Source organism: Microbacterium sp. ZW T2_14 (assembly GCF_044987405.1).
GTDB lineage: Bacteria > Actinomycetota > Actinomycetes > Actinomycetales > Microbacteriaceae > Microbacterium.
In genome coordinates, this window is record NZ_JBJDRK010000060.1 from 1 (window position 1) to 24,837 (window position 24,837).

15 protein-coding genes and 1 pseudogene are annotated in these 24,837 nt (G+C 69.7%); 6 read left to right on the forward strand and 10 right to left on the reverse strand.

The annotated features are described in order from the left end of the window. Window positions 1–23 precede the first annotated feature (23 nt). The 5 genes from purH to ACI3KY_RS16980 all read left to right on the forward strand — a co-directional run bounded on the left by purH (window position 24) and on the right by ACI3KY_RS16980 (window position 8,220). Window positions 24–1,628 carry a bifunctional phosphoribosylaminoimidazolecarboxamide formyltransferase/IMP cyclohydrolase gene (gene purH / locus ACI3KY_RS16960; protein WP_404931317.1) on the forward strand — a complete coding sequence of 535 codons (1,605 nt, stop codon included), beginning with the start codon at window positions 24–26 and terminating at the stop codon, window positions 1,626–1,628. A 193-nt stretch (window positions 1,629–1,821) separates the two neighbouring features. Then, entirely contained in the window at window positions 1,822–3,576 is a 1,755-nt protein-coding gene (locus ACI3KY_RS16965) for a DNA-3-methyladenine glycosylase 2 family protein (protein ID WP_404931318.1), read from the forward strand. Further along, the gene (locus ACI3KY_RS16970) at window positions 3,573–4,085 is read left to right on the forward strand and encodes a methylated-DNA--[protein]-cysteine S-methyltransferase (protein ID WP_404931319.1); all 513 of its coding nucleotides are present in this window, start codon (window positions 3,573–3,575) and stop codon (window positions 4,083–4,085) included. Before ACI3KY_RS16965 ends, ACI3KY_RS16970 begins: the two co-directional genes overlap by 4 nt. A gap of 485 nt (window positions 4,086–4,570) precedes the next feature. Next, window positions 4,571–6,409 (forward strand): ABC transporter ATP-binding protein, encoded by a 1,839-nt coding sequence (locus ACI3KY_RS16975; RefSeq protein WP_404931320.1) that lies wholly within the window; start codon window positions 4,571–4,573, stop codon window positions 6,407–6,409. Then, complete coding sequence (locus ACI3KY_RS16980) at window positions 6,406–8,220, forward strand: ABC transporter ATP-binding protein (protein ID WP_404931321.1); 1,815 nt, start codon at window positions 6,406–6,408, stop codon at window positions 8,218–8,220. The genes ACI3KY_RS16975 and ACI3KY_RS16980 overlap by 4 nt, the downstream gene beginning before the upstream one ends. Window positions 8,221–8,573: 353 nt before the next feature. On the opposite strand, the gene ACI3KY_RS16985 is transcribed toward ACI3KY_RS16980, so the two are convergent. The 6 genes from ACI3KY_RS16985 to ACI3KY_RS17010 are packed head-to-tail and all read right to left on the reverse strand — an operon-like array spanning window position 8,574 to window position 16,223. Continuing rightward, window positions 8,574–9,488, reverse strand: coding sequence for an N-acetylglucosamine kinase (locus ACI3KY_RS16985; protein WP_404931322.1), 915 nt, complete (start codon window positions 9,486–9,488; stop codon window positions 8,574–8,576). After that, window positions 9,485–10,444: a glycoside hydrolase family 113 gene (locus tag ACI3KY_RS16990; RefSeq protein ID WP_404931323.1), complete on the reverse strand. Its 960-nt coding sequence runs from the start codon at window positions 10,442–10,444 to the stop codon at window positions 9,485–9,487. The genes ACI3KY_RS16985 and ACI3KY_RS16990 overlap by 4 nt, the downstream gene beginning before the upstream one ends. After that, a complete protein-coding gene (locus ACI3KY_RS16995) occupies window positions 10,441–12,999 on the reverse strand; it encodes a glycoside hydrolase family 2 protein (protein ID WP_404931324.1) in 2,559 nt (852 codons plus the stop codon). The genes ACI3KY_RS16990 and ACI3KY_RS16995 overlap by 4 nt, the downstream gene beginning before the upstream one ends. Then, window positions 12,996–13,898, reverse strand: coding sequence for a carbohydrate ABC transporter permease (locus ACI3KY_RS17000; RefSeq protein WP_404931325.1), 903 nt, complete (start codon window positions 13,896–13,898; stop codon window positions 12,996–12,998). Before ACI3KY_RS17000 ends, ACI3KY_RS16995 begins: the two co-directional genes overlap by 4 nt. Continuing rightward, a complete protein-coding gene (locus tag ACI3KY_RS17005) occupies window positions 13,895–14,887 on the reverse strand; it encodes a carbohydrate ABC transporter permease (RefSeq protein WP_404931326.1) in 993 nt (330 codons plus the stop codon). Before ACI3KY_RS17005 ends, ACI3KY_RS17000 begins: the two co-directional genes overlap by 4 nt. 19 nt (window positions 14,888–14,906) lie before the next feature. Next, complete coding sequence (locus tag ACI3KY_RS17010) at window positions 14,907–16,223, reverse strand: ABC transporter substrate-binding protein (RefSeq protein WP_404931327.1); 1,317 nt, start codon at window positions 16,221–16,223, stop codon at window positions 14,907–14,909. 286 nt (window positions 16,224–16,509) lie between these two features. Between ACI3KY_RS17010 and ACI3KY_RS17015 the strand changes: the two genes are divergently transcribed. Continuing rightward, window positions 16,510–17,520, forward strand: a complete 1,011-nt coding sequence (locus tag ACI3KY_RS17015; RefSeq protein WP_404931328.1) for a LacI family DNA-binding transcriptional regulator — start codon at window positions 16,510–16,512, stop codon at window positions 17,518–17,520. A 54-nt stretch (window positions 17,521–17,574) separates the two neighbouring features. On the opposite strand, the gene ACI3KY_RS17020 is transcribed toward ACI3KY_RS17015, so the two are convergent. From ACI3KY_RS17020 to ACI3KY_RS17035, 4 genes and pseudogenes are all read right to left on the reverse strand, one after another. Further along, window positions 17,575–18,516 (reverse strand): N-acetylglucosamine kinase, encoded by a 942-nt coding sequence (locus ACI3KY_RS17020; protein ID WP_404931329.1) that lies wholly within the window; start codon window positions 18,514–18,516, stop codon window positions 17,575–17,577. Window positions 18,517–18,602: 86 nt separating this feature from the next. Then, on the reverse strand, window positions 18,603–21,500 hold the full coding sequence (locus tag ACI3KY_RS17025; protein ID WP_404931330.1) for a glycosyl hydrolase: 2,898 nt from the start codon (window positions 21,498–21,500) through the stop codon (window positions 18,603–18,605). 74 nt (window positions 21,501–21,574) lie between these two features. Continuing rightward, entirely contained in the window at window positions 21,575–23,581 is a 2,007-nt protein-coding gene (locus ACI3KY_RS17030) for a beta-galactosidase (RefSeq protein ID WP_404931331.1), read from the reverse strand. A gap of 5 nt (window positions 23,582–23,586) precedes the next feature. Beyond that, window positions 23,587–24,837, reverse strand: a pseudogene (locus tag ACI3KY_RS17035) (glycoside hydrolase family 2 protein); the annotation flags it as partial.

Genomic DNA, 24,837 nt, shown 5'->3' on the forward strand with positions numbered 1-24,837 from the left:
TCCCCACCCCGAGGAGATCCGACATGGCCGGACCCAGCCACGACCCCGCCCTGTATCGCACGCGCGACGTGGTCCCGGTGCGCCGGGCCCTCGTCTCGGTCAGCGACAAGACCGACCTGCTGACCCTCGGCGAGGCGCTCGCCGCGGCGGGCGTGGAGATCGTGTCGACGGGGGGGTCCGCCACGCTGCTGCGGGAGGCCGGTCACACCGTGACCGACGTGTCCAGTGTCACCGGATTCCCCGAGTCGCTCGACGGCCGCGTCAAGACGCTGCACCCGAGCGTGCATGCCGGTCTGCTGGCCGACCTGCGCCTCGAAGACCACGAGCGGCAGCTGGACGCGCTCGACATCGCGCCGTTCGAGCTCGTCGTGGTCAACCTCTACCCGTTCGTCGAGACCGTGCGCTCGGGTGCGCAGGGCGACGACGTCGTGGAGCAGATCGACATCGGCGGCCCTGCCATGGTGCGGGCCTCGGCGAAGAACTACGCCAACGTCGCGATCGTCGTCTCGCCGTCGTCGTACCCCGCCGTCATCGAGGCGGTCCGTGCCGGCGGAACGAGCCTCGTGCAGCGCCGCGAGCTCGCCGCCCGTGCCTTCGCGCACACCGCCGAGTACGACAGGGCCGTCGCGACCTGGTTCTCGGAGGGCACGCTCACCCAGCCCGACCTGCCCGAGCACCTCACCATCAAGGCGGAGCGCCTCGCGACGCTCCGGTACGGCGAGAACGCCCACCAGCGCGCCGCGATCTACACGCGCAACGGCGGTCACGGCATCGCTCAGGCGACCCAGCTGCAGGGCAAGGAGATGTCGTACAACAACTACGTCGACGCCGACGCCGCACTGCGCGCCGCGTTCGACATGGTGAAGCCCGCGGTCGCGATCATCAAGCACGCGAACCCCTGCGGCATCGCCGTCACGGCCCCCAATGCGCTCGATCCGATCGCCAGCGCCCACCTGCGCGCGCACGAGTGCGACCCGGTGTCGGCGTACGGCGGAGTGATCGCCGCCAACGGCACCGTCACGCTCAAGATGGCGGAGAACCTCAAGGACATCTTCACCGAGGTCATCGTCGCCCCCTCCTTCGAGCCGGCGGCGCTCGAGGTCTTCAAGGCGAAGAAGAACCTCCGCCTGCTGCAGCTGCCCGAGGACTGGCAGCAGGAGCGCATGGACGTGCGCCTGGTGTCGGGCGGTCTGCTGCTGCAGGACGCCGACCGCTTCCCCGACGACATCGAGTCGGTGGCGAAGGACTGGCAGCTCGTCTCGGGCGAGCGCCCCGCCGACGAGGACATGACGAACCTCATCTTCGCGTGGAAGGCGTGCCGGGCCGTGAAGTCGAACGCGATCGTGCTCGCGAAGAGCTCCGCGACGGTCGGGATCGGCATGGGCCAGGTCAACCGCGTCGACTCCTGCCGGCTCGCGGTCGAACGGGCCGGCGACCGCGCAGCAGGTTCGGTCGCGGCATCCGATGCGTTCTTCCCGTTCGCAGACGGCCCGCAGATCCTGCTCGACGCGGGCATCTCGGCCATCATCCAGCCCGGCGGGTCGGTGCGCGACGACGAGGTGATCGCCGCAGCGCGGGAGGCGAACGTCACGATGTTCTTCACCGGAGAGCGCCACTTCTTCCACTGACCCGTCGCGCCGGCCAGGACCGCGAGAGTGCAGCAGGTGGACGAGGGGTAGGGACTTCGCCTAGCTCTCGTCCACCAGCTGCACTCTCGGCGATCATGGCGGATGAGCGGCGCACGACGACGGGATCGGATGCCGCCACCGCCGTGTCCGATTTCCGCGAGCGGGTGTCGGGGGAGCGTGTCAGGCTAGGGGCATGAGCCTGGCCATGACATTCGACGAGAGGTATCGCGCGATCGACTCGCGCGACACCCGCTTCGACGGGCAGTTCGTCACGGCGGTGCGCTCCACGGGCATCTACTGCCGGCCCAGCTGTCCGGCGCGCACGCCCAAGCCCTCGAACGTGACGTTCTACCCGACGAGCGCCGCCGCGCACGAGGCGGGCTACCGGGCGTGCAAGCGGTGCCTGCCCGAAGCGGCGCCCGGATCGCCGCAGTGGAACCTGCGTGGCGACACCGCGGGCCGTGCGATGCGCCTGATCGCCGACGGGGTCGTCGAGCGCGAGGGCGTTCCGGGGCTGGCCCGCCGACTCGGCTACTCCCCGCGGCACCTCACGCGACTGCTCACCACCGAGCTCGGTGCCGGCCCGCTCGCGCTGAGCCGTGCGCACCGCGCCCAGACGGCCCGCATGCTGCTCATCGGCACCGACCTGCCCGCAGCCGACGTCGCGTTCTCTTCGGGATTCGCCAGCGTGCGCCAGTTCAACGACACCATCCGCGAGGTGTTCGGGATGCCGCCGCTCGACCTGCGCGCGCGGCGCCGGCTCGCACGACCCGGCGAGCGGCACGCCACCGCGCCCGGTGAGCGGCACCCCGCCGCGTCCGCGTCGGCGGCACCCGGCGTCACGATCGACCTGGCGCTGCCGCACCGCGGCGCCCTGGACGCGGCAGACCTGTTCGCGTGGATGGGCGCTCGTGCCCTGCCCGGCGCCGAACTCGCCACGGCCTCGACGTTCGCCCGGACGCTCCGCCTGCCGCAGGGGCCCGCGTGGTTCGAGCTGCGCCTCGACGACCTCGGCCGGGTGCGGCTGCGTGCCGCGCTGACCAACCTCGCCGACCTCTCCACTCTCGTCACCCGGGCCCGGCGCCTCTTCGACCTCGACGCCGACCCGGACGCGGTCGACGACGCGCTGGCGCGGCATCCTGAGCTCGCTCTCCGCGTCGCCGCGCTGCCCGGCATCCGCGTCCCGGGCGCGGCCGATCCGCACGAGATGCTCATCCGCGCCATGGTCGGCCAGCAGATCACCGTGGTGGCCGCCCGCACCGCCCTCACGGCCCTGACCGCCGCCCTCGGCGAGGAGGTGCCCGCCTTCGCCGGTCTGCTCACGAACGACGGGCACGTGGCGGCAACCGCCGCTTCCACCGCCGATGGCGGCGGTGGGTCGGCGGACCGCGAGCAGGCGTCAGCGGCGGGCGCGGCATCCGCTCCGGCCCGCTTGTTCCCGACGATGGCGGCGATCGCCGAGCGCGGCGCCGACGTGCTGCGCGGTCCGGCGGCGCGCATCCGCGCCATCACGGGGGCCGCGGCGGCGCTCGCGGACGGCACGCTCACGCTCACGACGGGCGACGACGCCGCCGAACAGCGCGCCGCGCTGCTGGCGATGCCGGGCATCGGCCCGTGGACGGCCGACTACGTGCGCATGCGCGTGCTCGGCGATCCCGACGTGTTCCTTCCCGGCGACGTCGCCGTGCGCTCCGGCGCTGCCGCCCTGGGCCTTCCAGCAGATCCGCGCCCGCTCGAGGAATGGGCGGCCGGCACCGCGCCATGGCGCAGCTATCTCACCGCCCACCTGTGGCGGGCCGTCCCGCCGAAGGCACCCGCTTCCTCCCGCAGAAACACCGGCTCATCCCGCACCACCGGCTCATCCCGCAGCACCGGCCCATCCCGCAGCACCGGCTCAGCCGACGCGAACGTCCGCCCGTCCGACACCACCACCGGAGGCATGTCATGACCACCGCCACCATCCAGACCGTCGACACACCCGACGGCGCGTTCACGATCCTCTCCGACGACCGCGGGCGCGTGCTCGCGTCCGGCTGGTCCGCCGACCACGGGTCGATCCTCACCCGCCTGTCGGCCCGCGATCGTCCGTCGGTCCTCGAGACGGGACGGACGGATGCCGCGGCCGCCGTCGCCGCCTACTACGACGGCGACCTCGCCGCCATCGACGAGGTGGCGGTGTCGCAGCACGGCACCGAGATGCAGCTCGCCGGCTGGGCGGCGCTCCGCCGGATCACTCCCGGCCGGCCGTTGACGTACAGCGAGTTCGCGAGCGAGCTGGGGTCCGCGAGCGCGGTCCGCGCCGCGGCATCCATCTGCGCCCGCAATGCGCCGGCCCTGTTCGTCCCCTGCCATCGGGTGCTCCGCAGCGACGGCACGCTGGGCGGCTTCGCGTGGGGTCTGCCGGTGAAGCAGCGGCTCCTCGACCGCGAGGCCGGAGTGCCCGCGCTCGTCGCCTGACCCCCGGCATCCCCTGATCCCCGGCATCCCCGGCATCCCGGGCCGTCCCCTGACGGTCCGGGATGCCTGCGTGCGTGGGGCGCCCGGGAAGATCTTCCGGGGAGGCGGAAAGCGCTTGTTGTGCTCAGCGTTCTCCCAGGTATAGGCTGGAGGGCTGGCGTGTCGTTTCGGCGGATGCCAGTCCCCGTCCCACGTTCAAGGAGGAAGCCATGTATCAGGCCGTCGTCACCACGAAGCCGATTGTCTTCCTGCCTGTTCTCGGGACCACGCGCGTCGCCCTCGAGGGATAAGCCCCGGGCCGACCTCCGCTGATCCGCCGCATCCGCGGCACCCGCGCATCACGTCGCGCGGCAGAGGATCACCAGCTCCCGCGTTCTGGCACACAGGACGCCTCTCCGGCGACCCCGCACGCTGTCTGTGCGGTGCGCCGTCCCCGCCGTTCCCGCGGCATCGAAACACCCCCGCCACACCACTCGCCAAGGATCATGACTACGTCTTCCGCTGAAAGACTCTCCACTCCCCGCGCGCTCGCGCGCCTTCTTCCCTACGCCAAACCCGTGCTGCCGCGACTGATCATGGGCGCCGTCAGCGCGCTCTTCGCCAGCCTGCTCGCGCTCGCCATCCCGCTCGTCCTCGAGCAGATCGTCCAGGGCCCCATCGCTTCGGGCGACGTCAGCGCCATCTGGTGGGGCGCCGGAGCGATCCTGCTCCTCGGCCTCGCCGAAGCCGGCATGGTCTGGCTGCGCCGCTGGTTCGTCCTCGCGCCCGCGACCCTCGTCGAATACGACCTGCGCCAGACCTTCTACGCGCGCCTGCAGCGCCTTCCGGTGGCCTTCCACGACCGTTGGCAGTCGGGGCAGCTGCTCAGCCGCATGATGCAGGACATCAGCATGCTGCGCCGCTGGCTCGCCTTCGGTCTGGTGCTGCTCGTCGTGAACGTCCTCACGATCGCCGTCGGCACCGCGCTGCTCTTCCGCTGGCACTGGCTGCTCGGAACGATCTTCCTCGTCACCTCGGCGCCGCTCTGGTACGCGGGCTACCGGTTCGAGAAGACCTACGGCACGCTCGCGCGCCAGTCCCAGGACCAGGCGGGCGACCTCGCGACGTCCGTCGAGGAGAGCGTCCACGGCATCCGCGTCCTCAAGGCGTTCGGCCGCGGAAAGCACGCGCTCCAGCGCTTCACGCGACAGGCCGAGACGCTGCGCGAGACCGAGCTGCGCAAGGCGCGCGCGGTCGGGTGGATCTGGTTCTGGCTGGTGCTGCTCCCCGACATCGCGTTCGCGCTGTGCCTGGGTGCGGGCATCTACCTCACCGCCATGGGGCAGCTGCAGGGCGCAGAGCTCATCGCGTTCTTCGCGATGGCCACCGTGCTGCGCTGGCCGATGGAGTCCATCGGCTTCCTGTTCTCGTTCCTGCTGGACGCGCGCACCGCGACCGACCGCCTCTTCGAGGTGTTCGACGAGGAGAACGCGATCGTCGATCCCGAGAACCCGGTCTCGATCGAGCGCCCGCAGGGCGAGCTCGTCTTCGAGGGCGCGCACTTCCGCTACCAGGATGCCGCGTCCCACGAGCGGGACCTGCTCGACGGCGTCGACCTGGTGCTGCGTCCGGGAGAGACCATGGCACTGGTCGGCCTGACCGGTTCGGGCAAGACGACGCTCACGACGCTCCCGACGCGCCTCTACGACGTGACCGGCGGTCGCGTGACGCTCGACGGCGTGGACGTGCGCGATCTGACGCTGAAGGAGCTCCGCCGGCACATCGGAATGGCCTTCGAGGACGCGACCCTCTTCTCGCAGAGCGTGCGCGACAACGTGCTGCTCGGGCGTGAGGACCTCGTCCCCGGCAGCGACGAGGCCGAACGGGTGCTGCGTGAAGCGCTGGGCGTCGCGCAGGCGGGATTCGTCGACGAGCTGCCCGATGGCGTCGACACGATCATCGGCGAGGAGGGGCTGTCGCTCTCGGGCGGCCAGCGTCAGCGGCTCGCGCTCGCGCGCGCTGTGGCCGCTCGTCCGGCGGTGCTCGTGCTCGACGACCCGCTGTCGGCGCTCGACGTCGACACCGAGGCCCTCGTCGAGGATGCGCTTCGTCAGGTGCTGTCCGAGACCACCGCGCTCGTCGTGGCGCACCGGCCCTCGACGGTCATGCTCGCCGACCGCGTGGCGCTCCTGGAGGCCGGGCGCGTGACGGCGGTCGGCACGCATTCCGAGCTGCTGCGCACCAGCAGTCATTACCGACACGTGATCTCGAGTCTCGAGGTCGAGGAAGCACGTATGGAGGCTGCGCGACAAGCGCAGGAACCGATGGGGGAGGTGACCCTGTGAGCACCACGGTGACCGGAACGAGCGGCGAAGACCGCTCCGATTACACGCAGGCCGAGAGCAAGGAGATCCGCAGGCGCTCGCTGCGCCTGCTGGGCTCGCTCATCACTCCGGTGCGCGCGCAACTGATCCTGGCCGGCGTCGTGCTGGTGGTATCGACCGCGCTCCGCGTCGCGGGTCCGTGGCTGATCGGCATCGGCATCAACAACGCCCTGCCGGCTGCGGTGGAGCAGATGGACTGGATGCCGACGATCCTCGTCGTGCTGGTCTACCTGGTGACCGCGATCGGCGGTGCCGCCCTCATCGGCTGGTACGTCGTCGTGGCCGCGCGCCTCACGCAGGCGGTCATGCTCGACCTGCGCAAGCGCATCTTCCTGCACACGCAGCGGCTGAGCCTGGAATTCCACGAGTCGTACACGTCGGGCCGCATCATCTCCCGTCAGACCAGCGACCTCGACACGATCCGAGAACTCCTCGACGGCGGTCTCAACGAGCTCGTCTCAGGCATCCTGTACGGCGCCTTCACGCTGGCGGCGCTGTACATCGTGGACTGGCAGTCGGGCGTGATCCTGACCGTCATGGGCATTCCGCTGTACCTGCTGATGCGCTGGTTCTACTCGCGCTCGCAGCTGGTGTACCGGGAGTCGCGCGTCATCAGCGCGAAAGTGATCGTCAAGTTCGTCGAGACGATGACGGGCATCCGCGCCGTGAAGGCCTTCCGCAAGGAGGACCGCAACGACGAGGAGTTCGGCGCCGTGGCGATGGACTACCGCGACGTGAACATGCGCTCGATCCGCCTGTTCGGCACGTTCGAGCCCGGCCTCATGGCCGTGGCGTCGGTGACCCTGGCGGTCGTGATCGCGTGGGGCGGCATCCGTGTCGTCGACGGGGCGATGGAGATCGGCTTCCTGCTGTCGGCCGTGCTGTACGTCCGCAACTTCTTCTCGCCGCTGCAGGAGGTCGCGTTCTTCCTGAACTCGTACCAGTCCGCCACGGCGGCGCTCGAGAAGGTCTCGGGCGTGCTGGAGGAGGAGCCGACGGTCCCCGACCCGAAGCAGCCGGTCGACCTCTGGACGGCGAAGGGCCACCTCGAGTTCCGCAACGTGGAGTTCGGGTACGGCAACGGGCGCACGATCCTGCCGGACTTCTCGCTCGACATCCCCGCCGGGCAGACCATCGCGCTCGTCGGCACGACGGGCGCCGGAAAGTCGACTCTCGCCAAGCTCGTGTCGCGGTTCTACGACCCGACGCGAGGCGCGGTCACGCTGGACGACGTCGACCTCCGGTCGCTGCACCCGAAGGATCTGCGGCGCGCGATCGTCATGGTCACGCAGGAGGCCTACCTCTTCAGCGGCACGGTCGCGGACAACATCGCGCTGGGCAAGCCCGACGCGACGCTCGACGAGATCAAGGCCGCTGCGAGAGCCGTGGGGGCGGATGCCTTCATCGAGGCCCTTCCCGACGGCTACGACACCGACGTGAACAAGCGCGGTGGGCGCGTCTCGGCGGGGCAGCGGCAGCTGGTCTCGTTCGCGCGCGCCTTCCTCGCGAACCCGGCGGTGCTCATCCTCGATGAGGCGACGGCGTCGCTCGACATGCCGTCGGAGCGTCAGATCCAGGATGCGCTGCAGACGCTGCTCGCCGACCGCACCGCGATCATCATCGCGCACCGTCTGTCGACGGTCGCGATCGCCGACCGCGTGCTGGTCATGGAGCACGGCCGCATCATCGAGGACGACGCCCCCGAAGCGCTGATCGCCGGCGCCGGCAAGTTCGCCCAGCTCCACAGTGCCTGGAGGGAGTCGCTGGTCTGACCTCGAGTCCTCGCCCGAGGACGGGGTCGCCGGCCTCCGGGCGGGCGACCCCGGGCCTGGAGGGAGTCGCTGGTCTGACCTCGAGTCTGGACCTTCTCAACCCCGCCTCGCGAGACCCGGATGCCCCGGCCCACCTGTCCACACAGGGCCGGGGCATCCGTTGTCCTGCGGGATTCGCGCGCGCCCGAGTGTCGGGGATCTGCCCGGACTCGGACGATTCCCGTCGTTTTCGCCGAGTCCCAGCAGATCTCCGATCGGCGTCCGACGCCCGGCCGCGGACATCCGCCGGGACTCGGACGCATTCCGCCGAAACGGCCGAGTGCGGGCAGATCGCCGAGCGCGGGCGGATCGTGTCAGGCGCGGGCGATCGACACCGCGTGGGCGAGCGGATGCTGCGGCGCGAGGTCTGCGAGCGCGGCGGCCCCGTCGATCCCGTGCCCGCGCGGCTCCACGAGCGTGACGTTCAGCTCGCTCGCGGCGATGTGCGACGAGAACGCCTCGAGCAGCTGCGGCGAGCGGAAGACTCCTCCGATGGCGCACGCCGCGAAGCGCTGGTCGGGATCGTCCGAGCGGACGCGGCGGAGCGCCGTCTCGACGCTGTGCGCCAGTTCCCCGCCTGCGCGCACCGTGATGTGCTGCGAGACCGCGTCGCCGTCGGAGGCCAGGCGCGCCACGTGTTCGGCGAGCGAGGCGACGACGCTCACCCGGTCGTCGGCGGACTGCAGGTGGATGTACGCCTGCCCGAGGTCGGGCCAGCGCTCCTCGGCGACGGCGCGCAGCCGGGTCGCCGGTCCGCGCCCGTCGAATTCGCGCATCACGGCGTCGAGAGCCTCGCGCCCGATCCAGTACCCGCTGCCGGCGTCGCCCATGAGGTAGCCCCACCCATCGACGCGCGCGACGCGCTCGGCGCCGACTGCCAGCGTGACCACGCCGGTGCCGGCGGCGACGACCGCGCCACGGGTGTCGCCCAGGGCGCCGAGGAACGACGTCGTCGAGTCGTGCGCCAGGATCACCTCGCGCACCGCCGGATCGGCGATGCGGGCGAGGAACTCGGCGGCATCCGACTCCTTGGTCGTCAGCCCCGACACGCCGGCGCTCACGACCGAGGCCTCGGCGCCGGTGCGCTCGATCGCGGCGTGAGCGACGGCGGCCAGCTGCGGCAGCAGCGGTTCGTGGGTGCGGATGCCTGGGAACAGCAGGTCGTGCTCGCGCACGCGCACCTTGATGCCGGTCTGCCCGGCATCGATCGCCAGGACACCCGGGGTCACGTGGTCACCGCCGCGTACCGCTCGCGGAGGAACTCGCCGGCCGGCTTGCCGTACGGGCAGTAGTCGTCGTTCTCCGCCGCGTCCTCGGCGGCGTAGAGCGCGGGCGGCCAGTCCCACAGCATGAACCCGCGCACCCAGGGGCGCGCGTCGCACGCGGCGAACATCGCCTCGTAGTAGCGCAGCTGCGCGTCGCCCGAGGGGGCGCCGGCCAGCGACCAGTCGTTGGGGCGGTCGGGTGAGCCCTCGCGTGAGGGGCATCCGGCCTCCATGAAGAAGAACGGCTTGCCCGTCGCGGCGACAGCCTTCTCGATGCGGTCGAGCTCGGCATCCCACCGGTCGATGGGGTAGTAGCCGCTGGAGGTGACGACGTCCACCGCATCCCACCACGCGAGGCGGTCCTCCTGGTACTTGTCGCAGTTGTACGTGACGACGCCCGAGTACACCGCGCGCACGGCGGCGATGAGGTCGCGCCACTCCGCCTCGCGGGCGTCGGCGCGCACCATCTCGCAGCCGATGCAGAGCATCTCGCAGCTCTCCGCCTCGGCGATGCGGGCCGCGTGCAGGATGAACTCGCGGTAGGAGGCGAACCACTCGCCCCAGGTCGGCTCGCCCGGCACGTCCTGGTCGAAGAACCCGATGTGAGCGCGCCAGGTGCCGTCCGCGACGTTGACGACCGGCTTGAGGCACACGTTGAGACCCAGCGCCTTCGCCTCGCGGATGGCCCACACGATCTCTTCTTCGGTGACCGTCGGCGCCTCGCGGAAGCGCACCTCGGTGGACTGTGCGGTGTCCTGCAGGGCCGCATAGGCGATCGCCGTCCAGTTCACCCCGTGCGCGGACATCGCCCGGAGGGACTCGGATGCCGCGGCCGTCGCCCACGTGCCCCGCACCCCCGTCCAGCCCCAGGTCATGCCCGCCACATACGGCTCCAGTGCCTCGGCCGTGTCGACGCTCACGACGCGACCAGTTCGTTGGCCGTGCGCAGCACCCGCGGATCCGAGAGTGCGGATGCCGCGAGCCCGTCGCCGTCGTGCCGCACGAGCAGCGTCGTGCTCTCGCCCGGCAGCAGGGTCACGAGCGCGTCGGACGCGACGGCATCGGGATCGATCTTGTCGACGAGCAGGGTCAGATCGCGCACCAGGGCGGCAGCGGTCAGAGTGACCAGCGTGCCGTCGGCAGCGCGCTCGGCGCGAACGTCGACGCGCGCGGCACCGAGTGCCGAATCGCGCGGCTCGGCGAAGAACCAGAAGCCGCGCACCTCGTCGACGCCGGCGACGACCAGCTCGCTCGCGGCGTCGGACGCGGTGACGACGTCGCCGGGAAGGGGCACGGTGATCGTCTCGCGGGGTGCGAGCGAGACCGGCGCGGTGAATACGGCGAGCTCGTCGCCGGCGAACCCGACGCGGCGCGCCACCAGCTCGCCCTGCCAGGCCTCGGCGGTGTCGTTGACGAGCACGGCGGCCAGCCCGCCGTCACGAGGCTGCACCGTGACGGCCCTCGGGGCGAAGGCGTTCTTGAGCGCGTAGTACAGCGGCTTCGGGCGCTCGTCGCCGTCGATGGCCGCCCACGAGGTGACCGGCCAGCAGTCGTTGAGCTGCCACACGACCGCGCCCTGGGTGTGCGGCGCCCACGAGCGGAAATGCTCGAGCGCAGTGCGGACGGCCAGAGCCTGGTTGAGCTGCATCGCCCAGTGCCAGTCCTCCATGGCCTCCGGCATCCGGAAATGGGGGATCAGGCCTCCGGTGAGCTTGGTGTTGCCCTCCATCGCCTTCTGGTGGACGATCATGCCGGGCGACTCGGGCGTGAGCGGGTCGTCGCTGATCGAGCGGACGAGCGTGCTCCACGCCGGCGGGCCCTGCCAGCCGAACTCGGCCACGAATCGCGGTGTGTGGTCGCGGTACGTCGTCCAGTCGAGCCGGTTCCACTGCTCCCACAGGTGCATGGAGCCGTGCTGCTCGTCGTTGGGGTGGGCTCCGGTCTGACGCTCGCCGTCCCAGCCGGCACCCGGGCTGAACGGGCTGCCCGGGGCGTACGGCACGTGAGGGGCCAGCTCGGCGATCAGCTCGGGGAAGAGCTCGTAGTAGTAGTGCGCGCCCCAGGTCTTGCCATCCAGGCGCTGCTTCCAGCCCCAGTCCTCGTACCCCCAGAGGTTCTCGTTGTTGCCGGTCAGCAGCACGAGCGAGGCATGGTGGCCGAGCCGGACGATGTTCTCGCGCGCCTCCGCCTCGACCTCGGAGCGCAGCGGCTCCTCCTCGGCATACGCGGCGCACGCGAACAGGAAGTCCTGCCAGACCAGCAGGCCGAGCTCGTCCGCGAGCTCGTAGAAGTCGTCCGATTCGTAGAGTCCGCCGCCCCACACCCGGATGAGGTTGAGGTTGGCGTCGAGCGCCTGGTCGAAGCGGCGCCGCAGGCGGTCTCGCGTGACGCGGACCGTCAGGGCGTCGTCGGGGATCCAGTTGACGCCCTTCACGAAGATCGGCTGGTCGTTGACCACGAGGGTGAACGGCGTGCCGGACTCGTCGGGCGTCACGTCCCACCGCACATTGCGGAACCCGACCACCCGGTGCGTCGCGTCCAGCGGGTGCGGGCCGTCGCCGCCCTGCAGGCGGACGTCGACGACGTACAGCGGCTGCTCGCCGTAGCCCGCCGGCCACCAGCGCTGCACGTCCGGCAGCTCCAGTCGCACGTGCGCACGATCGCCCTCGACCTCGACGACGGTGCCCGGAAGCGACCCGTCGTCCAGCCCGGGTCCGTTCACCGCGACGCTCACAGAGAGGGGGACGGTCCCCGCGGCCCCTCCACGCGCCGCTGACCCGTCGCGCGGAGCTTCCGGCCGCGTGGCCGCGCCCGCGCGCTCGATCTCCACCTCGACCTCGATGACGCCGCCGTCGCCCGCCGGCGTCGCGACCACCCGCGTCTGCGCCAGCCGCGCGACCGACCACGACTCGAGGCCGACCGGCTTGACGATGCCGCTGGTGTACGTCGCGATGCCCCAGTCCCAGCCGAAGCTGCACGCCGACTTGCGGATCGCGTCGTACGGCAGCGGATACGGCCGCTGTCGCACGCCGAGGGCGGCGCTCTGCTCGTTGGCGTACTTGATGGGGGAGCGGAAGCGCACGACGAGGTCGTTGTCACCCTCGATCAGGGCGTCCCGCACGGCGAACCGGTAGGAGCGGTGCTGGTTGGCCGTCGCCCCGATCTCGTGCCCGTTCAGGGAGATGGTCGTCACGGTGTCGAGACCCTGGAAGACGAGATCGGTGCGGTCCGCGGCATCCCGACTCCACGTGAACGTGGTGGCGTACGTCCAGTCGACGAGGCCGATCCATGCGAGCGCCGACTCGTTGTCGTCGAGGAACGGGTCGGGGACGAGGCCGGCCGCGAGCAGGTCGGTGTGCACGCAGCCGGGCACGGCGGCGGGGACCGTGGCGTCGAATCCGGCCGGTGCCGGACCGGCTTCCGCGCGGAGGGTCCAGCCCGAGTCGAGGGGACGGAACGAGAGGGCGGTGGTCACTTGACGGCTCCTGCGGTGAGGCCCTTGTAGATCCATCGCTGCAGCAGCAGGAAGGCGACGAGGGTCGGGATGATGACGAGGACGGTGCCGGCCGAGATGACCTCCCACTGGGCGCCGAACGGTCCCTTGAACCGGAACAGCGACGTGGAGATCAGGCCTTCGGACGGCAGATAGAGGAATGGTGCGTAGAACTCGTTGTACACCGCGATGCCCTTGATGATGACGACCGTCGCGATGGCGGGGCGCAGCAGCGGCAGGATGATGCGCCAGTAGATGGTCCAGCGGTTCGCGCCGTCGATCATCGCCGCCTCGTCGAGCGAGACCGGGATCGACTGCATGAACTGGATGAACAGGTAGATCGCGATGATGTCCGTGCCCATGAACAACAGGATCAGCGCGGCCTTGGTGTCGTAGAGCCCGAGGTTGTTGATCAGCTGGAACGTCGCCACCTGGCTCGTCACGCTGGGGATGAGCGTCGCGACGAGGAACAGCCCGAACACCAGCTTCTTGCCGCGGAACGCGAACCGGTCGAGCGCGTACGCGGCCATGGTGCCGATGAAGATCGTGCCGGCGAGCGAGACCACGAGCACGATCGTCGTGTTCACGAAGCCCTCGAGCATCTTGCCGCTGGTGAACGCCGTCACGAAGTTGTCGAAGTTGAACCAGTTCTCCGGCGGGTCGAAGGGGCCGGTCTGCGCGTACTCCGGTGCGGTCTTGAGGCTGGCGAACACCAGCACCGACAGTGGCAGCAGCGTCAGCAGCGACGCGATGATCAGGCTGAGGTACTTCGCCGTGGTGGCGCTGACGCCGCGGAGGCGCTCGAGCGGGGAGCGGCCGCGGATCGTGCGAGGGGGACTGGTGCGCAACGGCATCGTGCGCAGCGGTTCGGTGGTGGTCATGTCAGGTCGACCTTCTCGTCGGGGAACACCTTGCGCTGGATCCACGTGATCACCAGCACGATCGCCAGCAGCACGACGGCCATCGCCGAGGCGAGGCCCACCTGCCGGAAGCTGAACGCGGTCTGCAGCGTCTGGATCACGAAGGTGGCGGATCCGTTCGCGCCGCCGGTCATGATGAAGGGGATCTCGAACACGCTGAGGCTGCCGGCGATCGCGAGGATGAACGAGAGCCCGATCACGCGCCGGATGCCGGGGAAGATGATCGCCCAGAACTGCTGCCAGCGGCTCGCGCCGTCGAGGTCCGCCGCTTCGTACAGCTCGTGCGGGATCGACTGGATGGCGCCGAGGAAGAGCACGAAGTTCATTCCCGTGTACCGCCACACCGAGGTGCCGGCCAGCGACCAGTTCACGACGTCCGGGTTGCCGAGCCACTGCGGCGGGTCGGCGACTCCGAACCAGCTCAGCACCGTGTCCAGCGTGCCGCCGGGCTGGAACAGGTAGAGGAACACGAACCCGATCGCGACGCCGTTGATGAGATACGGGAAGAACAGGATGCCGCGGAAGAGGTTCGAGAAGCGCGTCGAGAAGCTGAGCAGCGTGGCGAAGTACAGGGCGATCGCCATCTGCGCGAAGGACGCGAAGAAGTAGTAGAGGCTCACGCCGAACACCGAGAAGATGCGCGGGTCGGTGAAGACCTGGACGTAGTTGTCGAGTCCGACGAAGTTCTTCTCGAGGTCGATGCCGTCCCAGTCGGTGACGCTGAAGTAGAAGAGATTCAGCGCCGGCCAGTAGGTGAACAGCAGCAGCAGCCCCACGGCTGCCGCGAGGAAGAACCAGGGAGTGAGGTGCTGCAGGATGCTGCGCCCCGCCGAGCCGCCCCGGCGGCGGTCGGTCCGGCGGGACGACCCGCCGAACCGCCGCGAGCGCGCGGGGACGGAGAGGACGGCAGGGGCATCCGCCGGTGCCGCACCCGGAGTTGCGATGGCCATGTCTCTGCCGTCCTCCCGCTCAGCCTGCGAGCTTCTCGACCGAGGCGCCCCAGCGCTCGTTGAGCTCGGCGAAGTAGCTGTCCTTGTCGCCGTCGGCGGCGCCGCGGGCGATGTCGATCAGCTTCTGGCGGTAGATCGGGCCGTACAGGTCGATCTGCGAGTCGCTGGAGACCTCATTGAGGAGGCCCTCCTTGCCGGCCGGCGCCGGGTTGATCTCCATGAGCTCGACGCCCGCGGCCTCGAAGTCGGTCAGCGAGTCGGGGAGCGCGGCATCCTTCAGCGGAGAGACCATGCCCTGCGCCTCGGTGTAGCCGGAGTCGGCGACGACCCACTGGATCCACGCCCACGCGGCGGCCTTGGCCTTGGAGTGCTTGCTGACGGCGAGGTTGTAGTCGCCGCCGATGACGGAGTACTGCGTGCCGTCGACGCTGGCGGGGAAGGTCATGAAGCCGATGTCGTCGGCCGAGCCGCCGTTGTCCTCCGCCGCGGCCTGCATCTGCGAGATGGCCCACGATCCCAGCGGCATGGTGGCGATCTTGCCCGTGCCGAGGTCGACCTTCGACTGCTCCCAGTTGGTGGTGAGGGGGTCGTCCTCCGTGAGGCCGGCCGCGACGGTGTCGTACAGCAGCCCGTCGATCGCGTAGATGTCGGTGCCCTCGGTCCACGGTGCCGGGTCTTCGGCGAGGGTGATCGGGGCGTCGGCGTCGTGGGTGACCGCGCCGAGGCTGCCGAAGCTCTGCGTCAGCGGCCAGCCGTCCTTGTAGTTCGTGTACATCGGGATCGCGTCGGTGTTGTCGGCGACCTTCTGCAGCGCCTCGAGCCAGGCCTCCTCGCTGGTCGGCAGCTCGGTGACGCCGGCCTCTTCGAAGACCTTCTTGTTGTAGACGATGCCGTTGGCGTTGCCGCCGAACGCGATCCCGTACTGCGTGCCCTCGTAGCTTGCGGCAGGCAGGAAGCGGTAGGTGTCCTCGAAGTCGGCGGTGTCGCCCAGCGGCTCGAGGAACTGCTCGTACTGGTCGGGCTGGATCGCCGGGATGCCGATGACATCGCCGTAGTTCGTCGTGCTCATGCGCGTGAGCATCTCGCCGGCGTAGTCGGTGATGCCCTCGAACGTGACCTTCACGTCGGGGTACTTCTTGTTGAACTCCTCGGCGTACTTGTCGAACGTGCCGTCCTCGACGAGGTCGGTGCGCCAGGTGACGACCTTGATGTCGCCCTTCACGTCGCCGTCGATGGTGTTGTCCGGGTCGCCCGCGCCGCCGCCGCCCGCGCAGCCGCTGATCGCGACCGCCGCGGTGGCCAGCAGCGCGATGCCCGCGAGTGCTTTCTTCGCCATGTGATGTCTCCTTGTCAGGTTCGCCCTTGAACTGCCGGTGCGCGTCATCGCACCGTTGCATGGTTCGTCGCGCCGTCAGATTAGACATACTCGAAACGGTTCCGCAACTGTTCGATGTCAGCGCTGTCTAACCGTGTCCGACGGGGCGTGTCTGATGAGAAAGCCAGCTTTACCTGGGCGTTTATACGTGACTGGAGACGATGCCGCTCTGCAATGTCCACGGAATGTCCTACGTGGACATTGCCGGTGTCAACTGCTAGCGTGAACCCCGGCAAGGAGGCTGGCGATGACGGTTCAGCAGCGAGCGACCCTGGAAGACGTCGCCCGGCTCGCGGGGGTGAGCTCGAAGACGGTGTCGCGCGTGTTCACACACCGGGACCTCGTCGCACCCGACACGGTCGACCGCGTACTCGTGGCGGCCAAGCGCCTGCGCTTCCGTCCGAACCCGCTCGCGCGCAACTTGCGCCGCGGGGGTCCGACGAACACGATCGGCTTCATCATGGGGGAGCTGAGCAACCCGTTCTACTACAAGCTCGCCGCGGGCATCGAGCGGGAGCTCGCCGCCAGCGGCTACTCGCTCGTCGTGGCGACCACCGATGACACCGCCGAGGGCGAGGAACGGGTCGCCGATGCACTGCTCAGCCAGCGACTGGGCGCGCTCCTGCTCATCCCGGTGGCCGACGACCAGTCGTATCTCGAGGGCGAGAGACACCTGGGAACCCCGATCATCGCGATCGACCGTCCCGCGCGGAATCTCGTCGCCGACTCGATCGTGCTGGAGAACCACCGCGGCGTCTTCGAGGCCACGACGCGCCTGCTCGAACGCGGGCATCGGCGCATCGGCTACATCTGCAATCCGGCATCCGTCTACACGCAGGCGGAGCGCCTGCGGGGCTATCGCGACGCGCTCGCCGCGTACGGTGTCGCGGACTCGTCGAGGTGGGAGCGCCTGGCTGACGACTTGTCGACACCGGCCGACGGATTCATCGCCGACCTGCTCGATCAGGACGACGCGCCGACGGCGATCATCACGGGCAACAACCGCGTGACGGTCGCCGCGCTGCGCGTGCTGCGCGATCGCCGCGACGCCGACACGGCCCTCATCGGCTTCGACGACTTCGACACCGCCGACGTGCTCGGCGTGACCGTCGTCAGCTACGACCCGCTGGCGCTCGGTCGCGCCGCTGCGACGCTCGCCATCGAGCGCATGAAGGACCCGGCCGGCTTCACCCGTCAGCTCGAGATGCCGACCTGGCTGGTGCCCCGCGGCACCGGCGAGCGGCCGCCTGCTCCGTGAGCCGCGTGAACGTCTCCGCGGGGCTCGGCGATGCGTCCCGCGACGAGTCGCACGTCAGGTGCGCGCGACCGAGACGGCGTCGGCCAGCGGATGCCGCTTCCCGAGGCTCGCGAGGGCTACTGCGCCGTCGATGCCGTGGCCGAGCGGCTCGACCAGCGAGACCGCGAAGCTGCTTGCGGCGAGGTGCGATGTGAACGCCTGATGCAGCTGGCCGGAGCGGAAGACTCCGCCGATCGCGCACACGGAGTACCGGGTCGTCGGCCCTGGCTCGGTGGCGGACGGCTCCCCTCCGGTACCCTCCGAGACCTGCCGAAGTGCGGTCTCGACGCTGTGGGCGAGCTCGCTGCCGGCTCGCACGGTGATCCGCTGCGACACGGGATCGCCGTCGTCCGCCAGCCTCGCGACGTGCTCTGCGAAGGAGGCGACGACGCGGACGCGATCGGGGTCGCCCTGCAGATCGATATAGGCCTGCGAGAGGTCGGGCCAGCGCTCTTCGGCGACGTCGCGCAGCTGCGTCGACGGTCCGCGGCCATCGAACGCGCGCATCACGGCGTCGAGGGCTTCACGCCCGATCCAGTACCCGCTGCCCGCGTCGGCGATCAGGTGTCCCCAGCCGTCCACCCGCGACACGCCGGACGCGCCGACGGCGAGCGTGACGACCCCGGTGCCGGCGGCGACCACGGCGCCCTGTCGATCGCCGAGGGCGCCCAGGAAAGACGTCGTCGAGTCGTGCGCGAGGACGACTTCGTGCACGCCGTCCGCTCGCATGTCGGCGAGTAGTGTCGCGGCGTCGGCCTCCTTCGCGGTGAGACCCGAGACGCCCGCTGTGACGATCGACGCGGGCCGTCCGGTGCGCTGCACTGCCGCGCGAACCACTGCGGCCAGCTGCCGCAACAGGGGTTCGCTGGTGCGGATGCCGGGGAAGACGAGATCCTGTCCGCCGCTGCGGACCTTGATGCCGGTCTGGCCGGCGTCGATCGCCAGTACTGCGCTCATGCGGTGTTCCTTGTCGAGTTCGTGTCCGGGGTCGGCATCCGGTCCGCGCGCGACGGTGCTCACCACGCGCGGACCGGAGGGTCGATTCAGTCGGCGGAGATCGACTCGATCTCGTGATGGCCGGGATCGAGCGAGAGATTGATGCCGCGTACCTCACCGAGGAGCCCACGGCACGCGTCGGAAAGTGTGGTGAGATCGATCACCACGGCGTCGACTCCGGTGTGCGAGCCCTCGACCGGGCCGACGGCCGCAGCCTCGCACCAGGTCCAGCCCGGCCCGAGCTGCAGTGCTGTCCGGATCTGCGTGCCGGTCGTGCTCGTGAGCTCGATCCGCAACGCCGTCTTGCCCTCGAGGTCCCAGCCGCCGAAGCTGCCGCTCCAGTCCGCGCTGGGCAGATCCAAGAGGAGCCTGCCGTCCACGGCGCTCACCGTTCCCGCGCCGTTGGTCTGCCATCCCTGCGCGCCGTCCTCGAAATCGAACAGCACGGTGGGCGGCTCGATGCCCCGCACCGCGTCGAATCTGAACAGCCAGCGCGCCAGCTCGATCCGGCTCACCGGGCGCGAAGGCGCGAACCGATCATCGGCGATGGGGTCGATCACACCTGCGCTCGTGACCCACGCGACGGCGACGGCCTCGGGATCGGAACTGTCGACGTCGTCGAAGCCGACTCCGTCAGGCGCGGCAGGTTCTCCGGCAAGGTGCCACAGGGCGCCCGCGACGTCGGCGCGGGTGGCGATTCCGGACGGCGCCGGACCGGGCGACTGCGCGTCGGGACGGTACGCCGCCAGCACCTCGGCGAGCTCGATTCGGCCGAGCTTGCGGTTCGGGAGGAACCGGCCGTTCCCGCCCGCGAGGTCGATCACACTGTCGTGCAGCCATTGCACGGCGTCGTAATCGGCGTGCGTGCGGGGGACGTCGGGATACACCGGCGCCGGCGGGTCGCCCGCCACAGCGCGAAGCCCGTCGATGACGATGCCACCGTCCGTCGCGCCGCCGTCGGCAGCGTTGATGAACACACTGAACTGGGTCACGTTGCGCAGTGTCTCGGGGTCGAGCCGTCGCTCCGCGTTGGCGGTGTCCCACGGTGCGGGTCGCCAATCGGCGAAGGGGATGGTCGCGAGGTACGGATCATCGAGCGTCAGGGACGGATAGGCCTCGAAGGCCACGCCGTCGGCGACCACCTGCAGCACGAGCTTGTTGCCCGAGCCGTCGGGATCGATCCAGGCCTGGAAATCCGAGAAGCCCGACCAATCCCCTTGGATCCTTCGCCCGATGCCCGTGTACGTCTGGCTCGCGAACGAATAGCCGATCCGCATGGCGGCGGCGCCGTCCCCGACGGCCGCGCCATCGGCGGCGTGGACCAGTTCGACGTGGTTGACGTTCTGGGGGACCCAGGAGCGGCTCAGCGCCGCCGAGTCGGCGTAGTTCTCGAAATCGTCGACGACTCCCGGCGCCAGGGACGGCTCGGGACCGAGGACCACGTGGGAATCCACCGAGGTCGCCTCAGATCCGCCGGAATACACGTGCAAGGTCAGCAATCGCGTCGTGTTGTCGAAGTCCTGCTGGGGCGCGTCCCACGTTCCCGTCCACCACATGTCACCCTCGGCCGGTGCCACGAGCTCGATCTCGCCGCCGGCTGACGCGCCGTCGATCGTCACGGTGACCCGATCGACGTCGTAGCCCGTCACCGAGGCACGCAGGGCGATGGGGCCGGCGACGACGCGAGCGCCATCCGCCGGGCTGGCCAGGTGCGCGACGCCGGACCTCACCGCGCTCGTGTCGCCATCCCACGCCTCGGGCAGGTCGTCCGCGAACAGTGTCGCGGGATCTGCGTGGTACGCCTGGAAGTCGGGCAGCATCTCCCCGGTGACAGGCGTGTACGCGGCGGAATCGCCGCCGTAGTTCGCCCAGGTCAGCATGTACGCGGTCCGGGCGGCGGACGGGTTCGACCCGATGGCATCGAGTACATCCGTGTACCAGTTCACATTGCTGTTCTCGCCGTCCGGACGCACTCCTCCCGAGATGCCGAACTCCGTGAACGCGCTGATCTTGCCGCGCTGCTCGGCGAGATCGCCCAGCATTGCGAGGTCGGCGGTGAGACCGTCGAGGAAGCCCTGCGAAGCGCCCGTGTCGTCGTACGTGTCGTACCCGAGAACGTCGACGAAGTCGTCGCCCGGATACGTCCGAAGGTACGTCGCCGCATCGCCGCCGAAACCGCCGCCGGGTGAAAACGCGTAGAGCAGGTTGTGCACGTCTTTGACGTCACGCAGATACTCGACCGTGAACCGGAAGAGCTCGGCGTATTCGCCCGGTGTGCCGAACGCGGCGCCCCACCAGAACCAAGAGCCGCCGTTCTCATGCCACGGACGGAAGATGATGGGGATCGCTGCGCCGTCCGCGTCGACCGCGTTGCGCGCAGTGACCGCGAAGCGATCGAGGTAGGCGCGCAGCTGTTCGTGATGCGCACCACCGGGCAGCACGGAGCGCAGCGGGTCGCCGGTGGTGTCGTAGAAGTCGCCGCCGGTGGCGAGGTTCTCCAAGTGCACGGTCATCGTGCTGATCGCACCGACATCGTGGGCCTGCCGGATGTTGCCCGCCAGAAGCAGTGCCTTCTCGTCGCGCTCGGCCTGCGACATTCCTGCCGTCTCGAGGGTGTCGAACCCGATGACCGCCGGATGGTCGCCGGTGGCCGAGAGGACATCGGACGACCAGCCGTCCTGCTCCTCGAACGAGGAGCCGAAGTAGAGGTCTTCCTGATGCCCGAACAGCACCCCCTGATCGTCGAGGTCGCGCAGGTAAGCGAACAGGGATCTCGTTTCGGGTGTGGCGTCGGCGTCCACCATGTCCACGCTGGCGGGTGCGGCCGCCGTCACGCCCTCGCCGCCGACCATCGCGGATGCGGCAGTCGCCGGTGCCCACAGCGTTACTGCGGCGGCGGCGGCGACGGCGGCGGCGGTGAGCCGCCGCGTGAGATTGTTCTTCATCGAACCTCCTACATGTTTCGAGCGGTCCCGGGCGGGATCGCGGGGAGCCCAGACGGGCTGGACGGGCGTATGGATCAGCGTTGTGGCGTGTGCTCGCGCAGGACGGCGACCGCTCCGGGTGGCAGCGAGACGAGTTCGGAGTGCTCGTGACCCGTCAGGAGATCTGTTCCGGAGGCTTGCGCCCATCCATCGACGTCGGCGTGGTTGATCAGGAACAGATACGAGGCATCCGACGACGCCCGTCGCACCGCTTCGACACCCGGTGCGACGACAGCCGTGGGACGGATCTGCGTCTCAGAGAGCACCCGGTCGACGAGCTCACCGAGGCTCGCGGCATCCAAGTCGGTCGACAGGTACCACGCCGTGCCGGCTCCCGTTCGCCGGCGGGTGATCGCGGGCTCGCCGGCGTAGGCACCGTCGGCGTAGGACGCGACCGTCTCGACGCCGGCGTGCTGCGGCGCGCGCATCCGCTCCATCCACCGCCGCCCGGTCCAGCCGTTGTCCAATCTGACGGCGTCCTGGCCGTCCAGAGGGAACAGCTCCTCGCTGAGAGAGCCGGTCACGGATCGCAGTAGTCCCGGATACCCGCCTCTACGCACTGCGTTGCGTTCGTCGACGACTCCCGAGAACCAGGTGATGAGCACTGTGCCGCCAGACTCCACGTAGGCCTGCACAGCCTGGGCGTTCTCATCCGACAAGAGGAACAGCCCGGGGATCACGACGAGCCGATAGCGGTCGAGGTCCGCCCATGGCGGAACGATGTCGGTGGTGACGGCGCGCTCGAACAGCGCGTTGTGGATCGCGCGCGCGGTGTCGGCGTAACCGTGACCATTCATGGGTTTGAGGCCGCTCCGCAGAGCCCATCCGGCTTCGTTGTCGTGGAGGAGCGCGACATCCGCCGGCTCCACGATCGAGCCCTGGACCTCTGCGAGCGCGGCCACCTGTCGGCCCAGGGCGATGACGTCACGGAAGACCGCGCTATCCGGTCCGGCATGCGGCACCATCGCCGAGTGGAACTGTTCGGTGCCCGATGTGGAGGCTCGCCATTGGAAGAACATCACGCTGTCCGAGCCGCGGGCCAGATGCGCGATCGCATGCCGGCTGATCTCTCCCGGCACCTTCGGCTGATTGATCGGATGCCAGCTGCCGGCTCCGGCGGCGTGCTCCATGAGCATCCATGGACGCCCACCGCTCATGCCTCTCATGCGGTCACCGCTGAAGGCCAGGTCTTCATGCTTGAGCGGGTCGGGCCCGAACGTGTAGTGGTCGTTGGCGACGATGTCCATCTCGCCGGCCCAACGGGTGTAGTCCACCACGTCGGGGCCGAGGCCCACCATGAAGTTCGTGGTGATCGGCACGTCAGGCGTCAACCGCCGCAATACGTCCTTCTCCGCACGGAAATGCGCGAGGAGTTCATCGGAAGAGAAGCGCTCGTAGTCGAGGAGGTGCCCCGGATTGTGCGCGGTGATTCCCCACGGCGTCGTGACCTCCTCGAAGGAGGAGTACGTGTTGCCCCAGAACGACATGCCCCACGCCGCGTTGAGCGCTGTCACCGTTCGGTACTTGGCGGCCAGCCACTCCCGGAAGCGTGCGTTCGAGATCGGGCAGTGACAACGCGCATTCCCGCCGCCGAGTTCGTTGCTCACGTGCCACATTCGCAACGCCGGATGCCCCGCTGCATGCTCGGCGAGACGCTCGACGATGCGCAGGGCGTAGGTGCGGAAAACGGGAGAGGAGGGGCACCATCCGAGGCGACCACCAGGCGCCAGCGGATGTCCGTGCGTGTCCTGCGGAAGGATCTCCGGGTGCAGCCGATGCAGCCACATCGGCACCGCAGCAGTAGGTGTCGCGAGGTCCACACCGATGCCGTTGTCGGAGAGGAGGTCGAGCATGCGATCGAGCCATGAGAAATCGAAGTGCCCGTCGCGCGGCTCGTGGATCACCCACGAGAACACCCCGAGGGTCACGAGGTTCACACCCGCCTCGTGCATCAAGTCGATATCTTCGAGCACGACATCCCACGACCACTGTTCCGGGGAGTAGTCACCGCCGAAGGACAGCCCTTTCGTCGGCCAGCGCACTTCCCTCATTGCGTCGCCGCCGTGTCGCCGAGCGCTTCGGACGGGATCGCGAAGCGCGCCGCCTGGGACGGAAGCAGGTCGTTGGCGCAACGCACAGCCGCCGCGAAGTCGTCCGCAGCCGCACCTGCGGGTGATGTGATCTGCAACACCGCGCTCTCGCCGGCGCGCAGGGTGACCATGCCCTCGTCGACGCGGGCAGCGGGGTCGACGACATCGGCGTGGCAGAACACATCGCGGGCGAGGGAGGTGGCGGTCACCGTGAGTGCGCAGCCGTCCGGGGTCGGTGTCGCTGAAATCTGCAGAGGATGCGGGTCGAGTCGCTGATCGACCACCTCCGCGCCGTGCCGGAGCGCCGGCGCCATCTCGGCGTCGGGGTCGTCTGCGGTCGCCACCACCACCTCCGACGCGCGATCACCGAACATCGCGACGTCGGCGGGAATGGTCGTCGTTGCAGCGCCGCGGGCGGGAACCTCGACGGAGAGCGTGGCCGTGGCGAGGACCGCTCCGTCCAGAGTCTCCCGCGCGACCGTCCATGTGCCGGCCAGAGGCTCTGCCGTGTCGTTCACGATGACGAGTGCCAGAGTGTCGTTCTCAGGCTCGACGCCCTCCCATGCGGCGGCGCGGGCATCGGCCGAGGCGCGCGGCTGGATGGTGGCCAGGCGGGGGGAGTACGCAGCGCGCAGCGCGTACCAGAGCGGCTTGCGGTGTTCGTCGTGGTCGACGGCAGCCCACGACACCACCGGCCAGTTGTCGTTCAGCTGCCAGACGATCGTGCCGCTGTTGTGCGGGGTGAGCGATCTCATGTGTTCGATGCCGAACCGCACCGCGTGCGCCTGGTTGAGCTGGGTCGTCCAGTGCCAGTCGTCGAAGGTCACCGGGTCGGGCAGGTGGCCGCGCCAGCCGCGCTCGAGCTTGACGTTGCCCTGATGGGCCTTCTGATGGACGAGCATCTGAGGGCCGAACGGGTCGAGCGGCTCGTCGTGGACGACACGCGTCAGCGTCGACCGGGCCGGTGGGCCCTGGAAGCCGAACTCCGACAGGAACCGGGGCTTGTAGCGCGCATAGGCCGTGTAGTCCTCGCGGTTCCAGACATCCCAGATGTGCATGGTTCCGTACCGCTCATCGTTCGGATGCCGATACTCGCCGAACGAGTACGGGCTCGCGGGCGCGTAGGGACGGGTCGGGTCGAGCTCGGCGAGAATCGCAGGGAGCATCTCGCGGTAGTAGTGGTCGCCCCATCCCCGGCCGCCCAGCAC